General features: G+C 69.8%; 11 protein-coding genes. All 11 read right to left on the reverse strand.

The window, feature by feature from the left end; translation table 11 throughout:
- Positions 1-150: 150 nt before the first annotated feature.
- The 11 genes from pgi to rapZ all read right to left on the reverse strand — a co-directional run bounded on the left by pgi (position 151) and on the right by rapZ (position 13,635).
- Positions 151-1,803 carry a glucose-6-phosphate isomerase gene (gene pgi / locus AC4IJH_RS36060; protein WP_490856223.1) on the reverse strand — a complete coding sequence of 551 codons (1,653 nt, stop codon included), beginning with the start codon at positions 1,801-1,803 and terminating at the stop codon, positions 151-153.
- Between the two features lie 128 nt (positions 1,804-1,931).
- A complete protein-coding gene (locus AC4IJH_RS36065) occupies positions 1,932-3,161 on the reverse strand; it encodes an MFS transporter (RefSeq protein ID WP_490856191.1) in 1,230 nt (409 codons plus the stop codon).
- Between the two features lie 205 nt (positions 3,162-3,366).
- The gene (locus AC4IJH_RS36070) at positions 3,367-3,702 is read right to left on the reverse strand and encodes an RNA polymerase-binding protein RbpA (protein ID WP_076971064.1); all 336 of its coding nucleotides are present in this window, start codon (positions 3,700-3,702) and stop codon (positions 3,367-3,369) included.
- A gap of 171 nt (positions 3,703-3,873) precedes the next feature.
- Positions 3,874-4,104 (reverse strand): preprotein translocase subunit SecG, encoded by a 231-nt coding sequence (secG, locus tag AC4IJH_RS36075; protein WP_490856192.1) that lies wholly within the window; start codon positions 4,102-4,104, stop codon positions 3,874-3,876.
- Positions 4,105-4,253: 149 nt separating this feature from the next.
- Positions 4,254-5,030 carry a triose-phosphate isomerase gene (tpiA, locus tag AC4IJH_RS36080; protein WP_490856193.1) on the reverse strand — a complete coding sequence of 259 codons (777 nt, stop codon included), beginning with the start codon at positions 5,028-5,030 and terminating at the stop codon, positions 4,254-4,256.
- A gap of 7 nt (positions 5,031-5,037) precedes the next feature.
- Entirely contained in the window at positions 5,038-6,249 is a 1,212-nt protein-coding gene (locus AC4IJH_RS36085) for a phosphoglycerate kinase (protein WP_490856194.1), read from the reverse strand.
- 122 nt (positions 6,250-6,371) lie between these two features.
- Positions 6,372-7,376 (reverse strand): type I glyceraldehyde-3-phosphate dehydrogenase, encoded by a 1,005-nt coding sequence (gene gap, locus AC4IJH_RS36090; protein WP_490856195.1) that lies wholly within the window; start codon positions 7,374-7,376, stop codon positions 6,372-6,374.
- 175 nt (positions 7,377-7,551) lie between these two features.
- A complete protein-coding gene (locus AC4IJH_RS36095; protein ID WP_490856196.1) occupies positions 7,552-10,509 on the reverse strand; it encodes a M14 family metallopeptidase in 2,958 nt (985 codons plus the stop codon).
- A gap of 161 nt (positions 10,510-10,670) precedes the next feature.
- Entirely contained in the window at positions 10,671-11,660 is a 990-nt protein-coding gene (gene whiA / locus AC4IJH_RS36100; RefSeq protein WP_490856197.1) for a DNA-binding protein WhiA, read from the reverse strand.
- Positions 11,651-12,685 carry a gluconeogenesis factor YvcK family protein gene (locus tag AC4IJH_RS36105; RefSeq protein ID WP_490856198.1) on the reverse strand — a complete coding sequence of 345 codons (1,035 nt, stop codon included), beginning with the start codon at positions 12,683-12,685 and terminating at the stop codon, positions 11,651-11,653. The genes whiA and AC4IJH_RS36105 overlap by 10 nt, the downstream gene beginning before the upstream one ends.
- On the reverse strand, positions 12,682-13,635 hold the full coding sequence (rapZ, locus tag AC4IJH_RS36110; protein WP_490856199.1) for an RNase adapter RapZ: 954 nt from the start codon (positions 13,633-13,635) through the stop codon (positions 12,682-12,684). The genes AC4IJH_RS36105 and rapZ overlap by 4 nt, the downstream gene beginning before the upstream one ends.
- Between the last annotated feature and the right edge of the window lie 17 nt (positions 13,636-13,652).

Raw genomic sequence — 13,652 nt, forward strand, 5'->3', positions numbered from 1 at the left:
CTGCTTCGCTTTACGTCCGGCAACCCACCCCTACGCGTCCCGTCACCTCCCGTACGTTCCCGGCGCGAGGCCGGAGCGGCCCGGCACCGCACCCACGACGAGAGCGGCCCCGCTCCCACAAGGGAACGGGGCCGCTTTCCTGTACGAGGATCAACGGCCGCGCAGCTCGCGGTACTTGGAGACCAGAGCCGAGGTGGAGGCGTCCAGGCCCTCGACCTCTGTTCCCTCGGTGAGGGCGGGCTCGACCCTCTTGGCGAGGACCTTGCCCAGTTCGACGCCCCACTGGTCGAAGGAGTCGATGTTCCAGATCGCGCCCTGGACGAAGACCTTGTGCTCGTACAGGGCGATGAGCTGGCCGAGGACGGAGGGGGTGAGTTCCCGGGCCAGGATGGTGGTGGTGGGGCGGTTGCCCTGGAAGGTCTTGTGCGGGACCAGTTCCTCGGCGACGCCCTCGGCGCGTACCTCCTCGGGGGTCTTGCCGAAGGCCAGGGCCTGGCCCTGGGCGAAGAGGTTGGCCATCAGCAGGTCGTGCTGGGCGACCAGGCCGGGCTGGAGGTCCTCGACGGGGCGCGCGAAGCCGATGAGGTCGGCCGGGATCAGCTTCGTGCCCTGGTGCAGGAGCTGGTAGTAGGCGTGCTGGCCGTTGGTGCCGGGGGTGCCCCAGACCACCGGGCCGGTCTGCCAGTTGACGCGGTTGCCCTCGCGGTCCACCGACTTGCCGTTGGACTCCATGTCCAGCTGCTGGAGGTAGGCGGTGAACTTGGAGAGGTAGTGGCTGTAGGGCAGGACGGCGTGCGACTGGGCGTCGAAGAAGTTGCCGTACCAGACGCCGAGCAGGCCCAGCAGGAGCGGGACGTTCTCCTCGGCGGGGGCGGTACGGAAGTGCTCGTCGACCAGGTGGAAGCCGGCCAGCATCTCGCGGAACCGCTCCGGGCCGATCGCGATCATCAGCGAGAGGCCGATGGCGGAGTCGTAGCTGTAGCGGCCGCCGACCCAGTCCCAGAACTCGAACATGTTGGCCGTGTCGATGCCGAACTCGGCGACCTTCTCGGCGTTGGTCGACAGGGCCACGAAGTGCTTGGCCACGGCGTCGGTGTCGGCGCGCAGGCCGGTGAGCAGCCAGTCGCGCGCGGAGGTGGCGTTGGTGATCGTCTCGATGGTGGTGAAGGTCTTCGAGGCGATGATGAACAGCGTCTCGGCCGGGTCCAGGTCGCGGACGGCCTCGTGCAGGTCGGCGCCGTCCACGTTGGAGACGAAGCGGAACTGCATGTCGCGGTGGGTGTAGGCGCGCAGCGCCTCGTACGCCATCGCCGGGCCCAGGTCGGAGCCGCCGATGCCGATGTTGACGACCGTCTTGATGCGCTTGCCGGTGTGGCCCTTCCAGTCGCCGGAGCGGACCCGGTCGGCGAAGACCTGCATCTTGCGCAGCACGGCGTGCACCGCGGGGACGACGTTGTGGCCGTCGGCCTCGATGACGGCCGATTCGGGGGCGCGCAGCGCGGTGTGCAGCACGGCCCGCTGCTCGGTGATGTTGATCTTCTCGCCGCGGAACATGGCGTCCCGCAGCCCGGCGACGCCACTGGCGGCCGCCAGGTCGCGCAGCAGGCGCAGGGTCTCGTCGGTGACCAGGTTCTTGGAGTAGTCCAGGTGCAGGTCACCGACCTGGAGGGCGTAGCGCTCGGCACGGCCGGAGTCCTGGGCGAACAGCTCGCGCAGCTGCACCTCCCCCAGCTGCTCGCGGTGCTTGCTCAGCGCGGTCCACTCGGGCGTCTGGTCGAGCCTGCTACGGCCTTCTGCGTTCATCTCGGACATCAGCCTTCTTCGTCTCCTACCGGGTCGCGTACCGGCCCCGCCTTCCTCCAACCTAATTGATCAGACACCGGTACGAGGCCGTGTCCGCTGTGAGCCGAGGGGCCGGTGGACGTACTCCGTCAGGTACGGCGCAGGGCGGGGATCAGGGCGAGCATGCCGAGGGCGAAGAGGGCGGCGGCCAGCAGGGCGGGGGTGTTCAGGCCCCAGGCCGTGGCGGTGGCACCGGCCGCCAGGGCACCGAGCGGGACGCCGGCGATGCCCAGGGTGCGGTAGCAGGCGCTGACGCGGCCCAGCATCCCTTCGGGGCTGTACTGCTGGAGCATGGTGGTCTGGACGACGTTGGACACCATGCCGGCGAAGCCGAACACGCCCAGGGCGAGGGCCGCGGCGAGCAGGTCGCGCACGGTGCCCAGGGATATCAGGCAGCCGGTCTGGACGAGGCCGCCGATCAGCAGCGCGCGGCCCTGCCCCACGGCCCGTGCGATACGGGCCGCGACCAGGCCTCCGGCCACCATGCCGATGCCGTATCCGCTCGTCACCGCGACGAAGCCGAAGTTGCCCGCGCCGAGCCAGCCGCGTACGAGGACCACCAGGGTGGCGATCAGCCCGCCGATGCCGGTGTTGACGAGCATGCCGGACAGGCAGATCGCGCGCAGGGACCTGCCGCGCCACAACACCCGTATGCCGTCGGCGATATCGCGGCGCAGTGCGCCTCCTGAAGAGGCGGGTTTCCTGGGCGCAAGGACCGTGCCCAGCGAGGCGACCAGCGCCGCGGCGATCAGGTAGGTGAGCGCGTCGACGAGGTAGGGCAGGGCCAGGCCCGTCCCGATGAGCAGGGGTGCCAGCGGCGCGCCCGCGAAGCGGGTCACGATCTGCTGGCCGGTCAGCAGACGGGCGTTGGCCGAGCCCAGCGACTCCTTGGGCACCACGGACGGCAGCAGGGCCGTGGCGGCGTTGTCGAAGACCGTCTGGAGGGTGGTGAGGAGGAAGGACACCGCGATCAGGAGGGCGATGGAGGCCTGTCCGAGGGCCACGGCCAGCGCGAAGGCGGCCATCAGCAGGCCCCGTACGACATCGACGAGCCACATCGCGCGCCGCTGGTCGACCCGGTCCGCGATCGCCCCGCCGAGCAGTCCGAAGAGCACCCAGGGCAGGAACTCGCAGGCGGTGACCAGGGAGATGAGCAGCGGGGAGTCGGTGACGGCGTAGGCCAGCAGCGGTATCGCGGTGCGCCGGAAGGCGTCGCCGAAGCCGGAGACCACCGCGGCGGACCAGAGCCTGCCGAAGCCCCCGCGCCAGGCGAGCGGCCGCGCCGCCATCGGTTGCGCCTCGGCCCGCGTACCCGCCATGGTCCCGCCCCGCTTCCCGGATCTCGTGGATGCGTACGACGGTAGGACCGGCCACTGACAACGGGCCTCGGGCAACTGCCTTAGCCGCGGCCTCAGATACCCCCTTCGGGGGACCTCGCACGGGCGCCCGGACACGCGAACGGCCCGGCCGGAGGGTGGTGGTGTGTCCCCTCCGGCCGGGCCGGACGCCGTGCTGGCGTGCTGTTCAGATCTCCCCGCGGAGCTTGGCGAGGGCCTCTGCGAGGATGGCCTCGCCGTCGGCGTCGCTCCTGCGCTCCCGGACGTACGCGAGGTGTGTCTTGTACGGCTCGGTACGCGGCGGGTCCGGCGGATTGTCCCTGTCCTTGCCTGCCGGGAAGCCGCAGCGCGGACAGTCCCAAGTGTCCGGGATCTGCGCGTCGCTGGCGAAGCTGGGCTGAGTCTCGTGCCCGTTCGAGCACCAGAAGGAGATGCGGAGTCGCGGCGCGGACTCGCCGCGCTCGGCCTCCCCCATCGGCCCCGCCCCGACCCGACTTCCTCGGATCGCGTTGCCACTTGCCACGGTTGTAACTCCCTGCGTAATGGTGCTGCGAAGCATCGAAAGGCAGCTCCGCTGCCGGGCGCCCCAGTCTACGTAAGGCCCAACGCGCGTCCAGTGACAGGAGTTACACCCCCACCGGAGGACGCCGACCTCATGATAGGCCGCGTCCGCGACGGTACGTCAGCTCTCGGCTCAGCTGTCCAGCTTCATGAGGATGCCCAGTACGACAATGCACGCGAACCACAGCAGACCGATCACGATCGTGATGCGGTCCAGGTTGCGCTCGGCGACGGAGGAACCGCCGACCGAGGACTGCATGCCGCCGCCGAACATGTCGGACAGACCGCCGCCCTTCCCCTTGTGCATGAGCACCAGCATCATCAGCAGCACACTGAAGATGATGAGGGCGATCGAAAACCCCATGACCACGGCTGGACCAACTCTCTAGGACTGACGGACGGGACGTACCGCGAAGTTCTGACGAAGATCGAATGGTACGGGGCCGGAACTGGCGCTTGACGCCGGTCCCGGCCCCGACAGGGTACGACGGGCCGGGCCCGTCGTCATAGCTGCTACTGGTCGCGGAAGCGGACGATCTTGACGAATTCGTCCGCGTCCAGCGCCGCGCCGCCGATCAGCGCGCCGTCGACATCGGGCTGCGCCATGATCGCGGCGACATTGCCGGACTTGACCGAGCCGCCGTACTGGATGCGGACCTTGTCGGCCAGCTCCTGGCTGTAGAGCTCGGCGAGGCGGCCGCGGATCGCACCGCAGACCTCCTGCGCGTCCTCGGGCGTGGCGACCTCGCCGGTGCCGATCGCCCACACCGGCTCGTAGGCGATCACGATGGACTCGGCCTGCTCGGCCGGGATGTCCTTCAGGGCGCCGTCGACCTGGGCGAGGGTGTGGGAGACCTGGTTGCCCGCCTTGCGGACGTCCAGGCCCTCGCCCACGCACAGGATCGGGGTGATGCCGTGCTTGAAGGCGGCCTTGACCTTGGCGTTGCAGATCTCTTCGTTCTCGCCGTGGTACTGGCGGCGCTCGCTGTGGCCGATGGCCACGTACGTGCACTTGAGCTTGGAGAGCATGGCGCCGGAGATCTCACCGGTGTACGCGCCCGAGTCCTGCGCCGAGAGGTCCTGGGCGCCGTACTTGATCTTCAGCTTGTCGCCGTCGACCAGCGTCTGGACCGAGCGCAGGTCGGTGAAGGGCGGCAGGACGGCGACCTCGACGGCCTCGTAGTCCTTGTCGGTGAGGGCGAAGGCGAGCTTCTGGACGTGGGCGATGGCCTCAAGGTGGTTGAGGTTCATCTTCCAGTTGCCCGCCATCAGCGGGGTGCGGGTGCTCATAAAGGGGTCAGTCCTCCAGTGCTGCGAGGCCGGGGAGCGTCTTGCCTTCGAGGTATTCGAGGCTGGCGCCACCACCGGTGGAAATGTGGCCGAAAGCGTTCTCGTCGAAGCCGAGCGAGCGCACGGCGGCGGCCGAGTCGCCGCCGCCGACGACGGTGAAGCCGTCGCAGTTGAGCAGCGCCCGCGCGATGGCGGTGGTGCCGCCCGCGAAGTCGGGGTGCTCGGCGACGCCCACCGGACCGTTCCAGAAGACGGTCTCGGCGTCAGCGATCTTCGAGGCGAACAGCTCGCGGGTCTTGGGGCCGATGTCCAGGCCCTCCTTGTCGGAGGGGATCTGGTCGGCGTCGACCGTGACGAAGTCCGCGGGGGCCTTGGTCTTCAGGTCGGGGAAGTCGGCCGAGGCGAGGATGTCGACGGGGAGCACCAGCTCGACGCCGTTCTTCTCGGCGCGCTCCATGTACTCCTTGACCGCCGGGATCTGGTCCTCCTGCAGGAGGGAGATGCCGATCTCGTAGCCCTTGGCCTTGAGGAAGGTGTACGCCATGCCGCCGCCGATCAGCAGCCGGTCGGCCTTGCCGAGCAGCTCGTCGATGACGGCGAGCTTGTCGGAGACCTTGGCACCGCCGAGCACGACGACGTAGGGGCGCTTGACGTCCTCGGTGAGCTTCTTCAGGACGCCGACCTCGGTGGCGATCAGGTCGCCCGCGGCGTGCGGAAGGCGCGCCGGGAGGTCGTAGACCGAGGCGTGCTTGCGGTGCACGGCGCCGAAGCCGTCGCCCACGTACACGTCCGCGAGGGCGGCGAGCTGGTCGGCGAAGGCGCCGCGCTCGGCGTCGTCCTTGCTGGTCTCGCCGGCGTTGAAGCGCAGGTTCTCCAGGACGGCCACCTGGCCGTCGGCCAGGCCCGCGACCACGGAGCGGGCGGAGTCGCCGACCGTGTCGGTGGCGAACGCCACGTCCTGGCCCAGGAGTTCACCCAGGCGCCGGGCGGCGGGCGCGAGGGAGAAGGCCGGGTCCGGGGCGCCCTTGGGGCGGCCCAGGTGGGAGGCGACGATGACCTTGGCGCCGAGACCGGCGAGCTTGGCGATCGTCGGCTGCACGGCGCGGATGCGGCCGTCGTCGGTGATGGTGGTGCCGTCCAGCGGCACGTTCAGGTCCGCGCGGACGAAGACCCGCTTGCCCGCCAGACCTTCTTCAGCGAGATCGTCGATCGTCTTCATGCAAATGACTCCGATGCCTGGATGCGTATGCGTATCAGTCATGGGACGGGGCTCGTACGGCGCCTCAGCGCGCCGTACGAGCCCCATCCATCACATCTCGGTGCCTGTGTATCAGACAGAGATCAGAGCTGGCCGCCGACGAAGGTGGTCAGGTCGACCAGGCGGTTGGAGTAGCCCCACTCGTTGTCGTACCAGCCGACGACCTTGACCTGCTTGCCCTGGACCATGGTCAGGGAGGAGTCGAAGGTGCAGGAAGCGGGCCAGTTGACGATGTCCGAGGAGACGATCGGGTCCTCGGTGTACTCCAGGACGCCCTTGAGCTGCCCCTCGGCCGCCTTCTGGAAGGCGGTGTTGATCTCGTCCTTGGTGACCTCGCGGTCGAGCTCCAGGACCAGGTCGGTGACCGAGCCGGTGGGGACCGGGACGCGCATGGCGATGCCGTCCAGCTTGCCCTTGAGCTGCGGGAGGACCAGCGCGGTGGCCTTGGCGGCGCCGGTGGAGGTCGGGATGATGTTCTCCGCGGCGGCGCGGGCGCGGCGCAGGTCGGAGTGCGGGAAGTCCAGGATGCGCTGGTCGTTGGTGTACGCGTGGACCGTGGTCATCATGCCCTTGACGATGCCGAAGTTCTCGTCGAGAACCTTGGCCATCGGCGCCACGCAGTTGGTGGTGCAGGAGGCGTTGGAGATGACGTGGTGGTTGGCCGCGTCGTACTTGTCCTGGTTGACGCCCATCACGACCGTGATGTCCTCGTCCTTGGCGGGCGCGGAGATCAGGACCTTCTTGGCGCCGGCCGCGATGTGCTTGGCGGCGTCGGCCTTCTTGGTGAAGATGCCGGTCGACTCGATGACGATGTCGGCGCCCAGCTCGCCCCACGGCAGGTTCGCCGGGTCGCGCTCGGCCATCGTCTTGAAGGTCTTGCCGTCGACGGTGATGGTGTCGTCGGTGTGGCTGACCTCGGCCTTCAGGCGGCCCAGGATGGTGTCGTACTTGAGCAGGTGCACCAGGGTGGCGTTATCGGTCAGGTCGTTGACACCGACGATCTCGATGTCCGCGCCCTGCTCCAGGAGCGCGCGGAAGTAGTTACGACCAATGCGGCCGAATCCGTTGATGCCTACGCGGATCGTCACGAACCGATCTCCTCGTTGGTACGCCGGGTCATTGATTCCGGCGAGCTGTATGGGATGTCCCCGACCGACTCCGACCCTACCTCCATTGCGAGACGTACGTGACATTGACAGGGGCGGCCCGCCCCTACTACCGGGGGGACGGGCCGCTTGTTCGCTCAGGGTGTACAGAAAGTGATCAGTCGCGCAGGGCACGCAGGGCCGCGCGGACCACCTTGGCCCGGTCCGTCGTGCTTTGCACGTGCTCCAGGCCGTAGCCCAGCAACACAGTGTTACGAGTGGTGACCGCCGCGGAGGAGTGGAACAGCTCCTGGGAGCGGGCCCAGTCGGTGCGGTTCGCGGGGCTTCCCGGGGGCGGTCCGGGGACGGCCCAGGGACCGAGCGAGGCCTCGAAGCCCTCGAGGGGTTCCCCAGTGCCTGCCGTGACGAGTCTCGTGTTGTCCACGAAGACGCCGCGGCCGCCGGTGCCCGGGTCGGTCACGTACGACAGGGACAGCTCGACCTTCTTGCCCGCGTAGCCGGACAGGTCCACGGCGACCGGCTTCCAGCCGTCGGAGGAGCCGGTGAAACGGTTCCAGGCGCCGGTGGTGCCGGTGGCCTTGCAGCCGGTGGCGTCCAGCGCGAGATAGCGCTTGAGGAAGGGGTGGCCGTTGATGTAGAAGCCGGCCTCGCACTCGGCGGGGACGGTGGTGGCGGTGTTGCCGTTGGCGTCCGGCAGCGTGGTCCAGTCGTCCTGGCCGGCCGTGTGCGCCTCGACGATGGCGTTGTCGTAGCCCTGCTCGGTGTCGAAGCTCGCCATGAACTGCAGGGTGGGCTTGTCGGCGGCGCTCACCGCGCTCAGGTCCAGGGTGCGGCTGAGCCGCATCCAGGCGTTGTCGCTGTGCTTGGCGGCGGCGAAGTACTGGCCCTCGTACGGCTGGAAGGGGGTGCGGATGCCTGGGTAGTCGCCGGCCGCGGCGCTGGTGAACTGCGGGAACTGCGCCGGGGGCAGCTCGTCGGAGATCACGGTGTACGCACCTGCCGCGTCCAGCGGGTTGCCGCTCGCGTCGCCGAGCCGGGCCTGGGTGCCGGCGAGCTTGCCGACGCCCTTGAAGTCCGGCGGGTTCTTCAGGGAGATACGGCTGCCGGCGCCGAGGTAGTACTGGGCGAAGTCGTCGGTCAGGGCCGGGCCGACCTGGCTGGCGCCGCCCTGGCGTTCACCGGTGGTGATCAGCTTGCCGCCCTCGTTGAGGTAGTCGCGCACGGCCAGCAGCGTGGTGCCGCCCGGGCGGTTGGCGCCGGTGTACCAGAGCACCTTCTCGAAGTGGCTCAGGATGCCCAGCGCGTGCGGCGGGCCCTGCTTGGCGACGTCCCAGACCGCGGCCTTGTGCTTGTTGTCGGCCAGGGCCTTGAGGTAGGTGGCGGTGTGCCGGGCCGGTGCGGTGCCGCCCTCTTCGGCGAGCACGAGGGTCTCGGCGGAGGGCCGTTGGGCGACGGTGTAGGTGAACGGCGTGCTGGAGGTGGGCTTGCCGTCCCTGGTGCGCCCGGTGAACCAGACCTCGACCTTGTCGCCCGGGTCCGCGCCCTCGACCAGACCGCGGTACTGGTCGAAGCGGATGTTGTCGTCGCCGCCGTAGGTCTCGCCGCCCTGCCAGGCCCACAGCTCCTCGGTGTGCCGGCGGCCGCCGTTGATGCGGTAGTTGAGTTCCTTGTCCCGTACGGACTTGCGCGCGGTGACCGCGACCTCCTGGTCCTCACCGTCGGCGTAGGAGGTGGCGAAGGTGTTGGGGGTGAAGTCCGGGGCGGTCATGCCGACCGAGGAGGAGGGCTGGTCGGGGTGCGCGGCGGTCTCGGCGACCGACAGTGCGAAGGGGATGTTCTTCTCGAACTCGGCCTGGATCAGCTTCTCGGAGTCGGGGAAGTTGAAGACGGACTGGCAATCGGCCGGATTCCAGGGGTCGTTGGGGTCCACGGCGGAGGCGGTCTGGCAGGTGGACATCTCCGGGGTGAACATCATCATCCCGTTGGCGTTGGCCGCGTGGCCGTCGGCCTCGCCGTTGGTGGTGTAGAGCTCGGAGGAGACCTGCGGGCGGTAGCCGGGTATCGCGGGCTTCTCCGGCGTACCGGCCAGGGAGCGGTACAGGACGTCGTCCGGGGTGGGGGTGGCCACCTGCCAGCCCACGCCGTACAGGATCAGTTCGGCGGCGGAGTGGTAGTTGATGCCGTAGGTGAAGCCGATGCGCTTTTGGAAGGCGTCCAGGGCCTGGGTCTCGGGCTCGGAGGCCGGGCCGGTGCCGCGGTAGGTCTCACTGGCCGGGTTGGGCGAGGAACCCTCGTTGTCGTAGCCCCACTTGTACGTGAAGTTGCGGTTGAGGTCGACGCCGTCGCCGGGGGTGATCTTCCCGTCGTTGTTGTTGTCGCGCAGGTTCTTGCGCCACAACCGGTTCTTGGGGTCCTGGAAGGTGTAGTCGTAGCCGTCCGGGTTGGCCGAGAGCAGGAACCACACCTCGGTGGTGTCCAGGATCTTGGTGATCCGCGGGTCCTTGCCGTACCCGTTCAGGAAGTGGTGCATCAGCCGCCGGGTCATCTCCGGGGTGATCCACTCACGGGCGTGCTGGTTGGACATGAACAGCACGGCCGGCTTGGAGCCGTCCTCGGTCCTGTCGGCGCCCTTGGTCATCTTCAGGGCCGTGATGTCGTGGCCCTTGACGGACTTGCCGATGGAGACGGCCTTGGCCAGGCCCCGGCTGGAGCGCGCGGTGTCGATGATCTCTTTCAGCAGGCCGTTGCCGCCCGTGTACGGGCGGAAGACCCGGTCCCCCTCGGCCGCCAGCTTGCGCCGGGTCTCCTCGGAGAAGGGCTTGCGGGTCAGCTCGACGCCCTTGCCGCGCAGCTCGCCCGCCTGCCGGTCGGAGAGGTACAGCTCGACCTTCGCGGTGCCCTTCGCGGGCACGTTCGCGGTCAGCTCATGGCCGTCGGCGCCCGCCTTGAGCAGCAGCGGCACCTGGTCCTTGGTGACCGAGGCCGTCCATGTCGTGATCGTCGCACCGTCGGCTTTCGGGCCGCCGTCGGCCTGCGCCGCCGCGGCGGGCACCGCAGCCACTCCCCCGAGCAGCAACGAAGCCGCCGCGAGTAAGGATCTCGCCCTGCGTCTCATGAGCCCCCCTTGCTGTTGTCTGCCACGTATCCGGGCAGACGCCAGACTCGTCACGCTGCATGATCATGTCAATACCGTATGTGGCGGGAAAGCAAGTGCCCCCGGCATCCATCAGCGGATGATGCCGGGGGCCTGCTTCTCTGCGGGGGCGGGGCGGCGGGTCAGCCCACCATGCCCTCGGCCATCTCCTCGGTGAGGTTGGACTCCGTGCCGGGGATGCCGAGGTCCTGGGCGCGCTTGTCGGCCATGGCCAGCAGGCGGCGGATCCGGCCCGCGACGGCGTCCTTGGTCAGCGGCGGGTCGGCCAGGGCGCCCAGCTCCTCCAGGGAGGCCTGCTTGTGCTCCATGCGCAGCCGGCCGGCCGCGGCGAGGTGCTCGGGCACCTCCTCGCCCAGGATCTCCAGGGCCCGCTGGACCCGCGCGCCCGCGGCGACCGCGGCCCGCGCCGAGCGGCGCAGATTGGCGTCGTCGAAGTTGGCCAGGCGGTTGGCCGTGGCCCGCACCTCGCGGCGCATCCGGCGCTCCTCCCAGGCCAGCACCGACTCATGGGCGCCCAGGCGGGTCAGCAGCGCGCCGATGGCGTCACCGTCACGGACGACAACGCGGTCCACCCCGCGCACCTCGCGGGCCTTGGCGCCGATGCCCAGCCGGCGGGCCGCGCCGACCAGGGCCAGGGCCGCCTCCGGGCCGGGGCAGGTGACCTCCAGGGAGGAGGAGCGGCCGGGCTCGGTGAGCGAGCCGTGGGCGAGGAAGGCGCCGCGCCAGGCGGCCTCGGCGTCGCAGGTGGCCCCCGAGACCACCTGCGGGGGCAGGCCTCGGATGGGGCGGCCGCGGCCGTCGACCAGGCCGGTCTGCCGCGCGAGCTGGTCACCGCCGGCCACGACGCGCACGACATAGCGGCTGCCGCGCCGCAGGCCGCCGGGGGCCATCACCACCAGGTCCGAGGAGTGGCCGAAGATCTCCAGAATGTCCTTGCGCAGCCTGCGGGCCGCGATGCCCGTGTCCAGCTCCGCCTCGATCACGATGCGCCCGCTGACCAGGTGCAACCCGCCCGCGAACCGCAGGATCGACGAGACCTCCGACTTCCGGCAGCAGGTCCGGGTGACGGGGAGCCGGGAGATTTCGTCCTTCACCGCTGCCGTCATCGCCATGGGCCGATCCTTCCATGCATCCGAAAAATACGGTCGTACGCGGCGGCCAGCAGCTCCGGGTCGTGCTTGGGAGCACCGTCGGGGGCCGCGACTGCCGCCAGCTCGACCTCGCTGCCCACCAGCTGCTTGGCGGCGAGCTTGAGGCTGTCGGTGTCGGGCACGGCGGCCTGGTCGGCCAGCACCACGTCGAAGGCGAGTTTAGGGGCGTGTCGGGCCAAAACCTCCAAATGACGCTGCGGTGAGAAGCCATCGGTTTCGCCGGGCTGGGGTGCGAGGTTGAGCGAGAGGACCTTGCGGGCCTTGGTCTCCTCCAGGGCCTCGCGCAGCTCGGGCACCAGCAGGTGCGGGATGACCGAGGAGAACCAGGAGCCGGGGCCGAGCACCACCCAGTCGGCGTCACGCACGGCCGTCACCACCTCGGGGACGGCCGGCGGGTCCCGGGGGACGACGTGCACGGACTGCACCTCGCCGCGGGTCAGGGCGACCGTGGCCTGGCCGCGGACCGTGGAGATCTCCTCGGGGCGTCCCTTGTGGTGGCCCCTGACCAGGGCCTGGAGCTCCAGCGGGACGGCCGACATGGGCAGCACCCGGCCGTGTGCGCCCAGCAGCTTGCCGACCAGGTCCAGGGCCTGGACGTGGTCGCCGAGCTGCTCCCACAGGGCGACGATCAGCAGATTGCCCACCGCGTGGTCGTGCAGCTCGCCGCCGGTCTTGAAGCGGTGCTGGATGACGCGGGCCCAGGTCTGGCCCCAGTCGTCGTCCCCGCACAGCGCCGCCAGGGCCTTGCGCAGGTCCCCCGGCGGCAGTACGCCCATCTCGTCGCGCAGGCGGCCGCTGGAGCCGCCGTCGTCGGCGACGGTGACCACGGCGGTCAGGTCGCCGGTGATACGGCGCAGCGCGGCGAGCGAGGCCGACAGGCCCATGCCGCCGCCGAGCGCGACCACCTTGGGGGTCGCGCCCTTGTTCGTACGGCCGCTGGGTACCAGTTTGCGCACCCGTCGCAGCCGGAGCGTACGGCCTGTCACTCGCGCCCCATGTCGCGGTGCACGACGACCGTTTCGACTCCCTCGGAGACCAGGCGGCGGGCGAGCTTCTCGGACATGGCCACCGAGCGGTGCTTGCCGCCCGTGCAGCCCACCGCGATGGTCACATAGCGCTTGCCCTCGCGGCGGTAGCCCTCGGCGACGATGCGCAGCAGCTCCGCGTAGCCGTCCAGGAACTCCTTGGCGCCGGGCTGGCTGAAGACGTAGCCGGAGACCTCGTCGTTCAGGCCGGTGTACGGGCGCAGCTCGGGGACCCAGTGCGGGTTGGGGATGAAGCGGCAGTCGATGACCATGTCGGCGTCGACCGGCAGGCCGTACTTGAAGCCGAAGGACATCACCGTCGCGCGCAGCTCGGGCACCTCCTCGCCGGCGAACTGGGCGTCCATCTTGGCGCGCAGCTCGTGGACGTTGAGGCTGGAGGTGTCGATGACCAGGTCGGCGTCGCCGCGCAGCTCGCGCAGCAGGTCGCGCTCGGCCGCGATGCCGTCCACGATGCGGCCGTCGCCCTGGAGGGGGTGCGGGCGGCGCACCGACTCGAAGCGGCGGACCAGGGCGTCGTCGGAGGACTCCAGAAAAACGATGCGGCGCTTGACCTTGGCGGCCTCCAGGGCGGCCAGGGACGCCTTGAGGTTGTCGAAGAAGCGGCGGCCGCGGACGTCCACGACGACGGCGATCTTGGCGACATTGCCCTGGGAGCGGGCGCCCAGCTCGACCATCGGCGGGATCAGCTCCGGCGGGATGTTGTCCACCACGAACCAGCCGAGGTCCTCCAGGCACTTGGCGGCCGTGCTGCGGCCCGCCCCGGACATGCCGGAGATGATCACCAGCTCGGGGATCGCGGCGCTCTCGCCCTGGTCGGACTCGCGCATCTGGCCCGTACTCACCTGTGCACCGTCTTCTCTCTCGGTCTGCTGCTCAGTGCTGTTCATCATGTGGCCCCCGTTCTGCT

This window comes from Streptomyces sp. UF-297 (assembly GCF_058245575.1).

What these genes read in the sequence shown, in the direction of transcription:
- pgi (WP_490856223.1), bottom strand. Translation starts at nt 1,803, where the DNA reads ATGAACGCAGAAGGCCGTAGCAGGCTCGACCAGACGCCCGAGTGGACC.
- AC4IJH_RS36065 (WP_490856191.1), bottom strand. Translation starts at nt 3,161, where the DNA reads ATGGCGGGTACGCGGGCCGAGGCGCAACCGATGGCGGCGCGGCCGCTC.
- secG (WP_490856192.1), bottom strand. Translation starts at nt 4,104, where the DNA reads ATGGGGTTTTCGATCGCCCTCATCATCTTCAGTGTGCTGCTGATGATG.
- tpiA (WP_490856193.1), bottom strand. Translation starts at nt 5,030, where the DNA reads ATGAGCACCCGCACCCCGCTGATGGCGGGCAACTGGAAGATGAACCTC.
- AC4IJH_RS36085 (WP_490856194.1), bottom strand. Translation starts at nt 6,249, where the DNA reads ATGAAGACGATCGACGATCTCGCTGAAGAAGGTCTGGCGGGCAAGCGG.
- AC4IJH_RS36095 (WP_490856196.1), bottom strand. Translation starts at nt 10,509, where the DNA reads ATGAGACGCAGGGCGAGATCCTTACTCGCGGCGGCTTCGTTGCTGCTC.
- whiA (WP_490856197.1), bottom strand. Translation starts at nt 11,660, where the DNA reads ATGGCGATGACGGCAGCGGTGAAGGACGAAATCTCCCGGCTCCCCGTC.
- rapZ (WP_490856199.1), bottom strand. Translation starts at nt 13,635, where the DNA reads ATGATGAACAGCACTGAGCAGCAGACCGAGAGAGAAGACGGTGCACAG.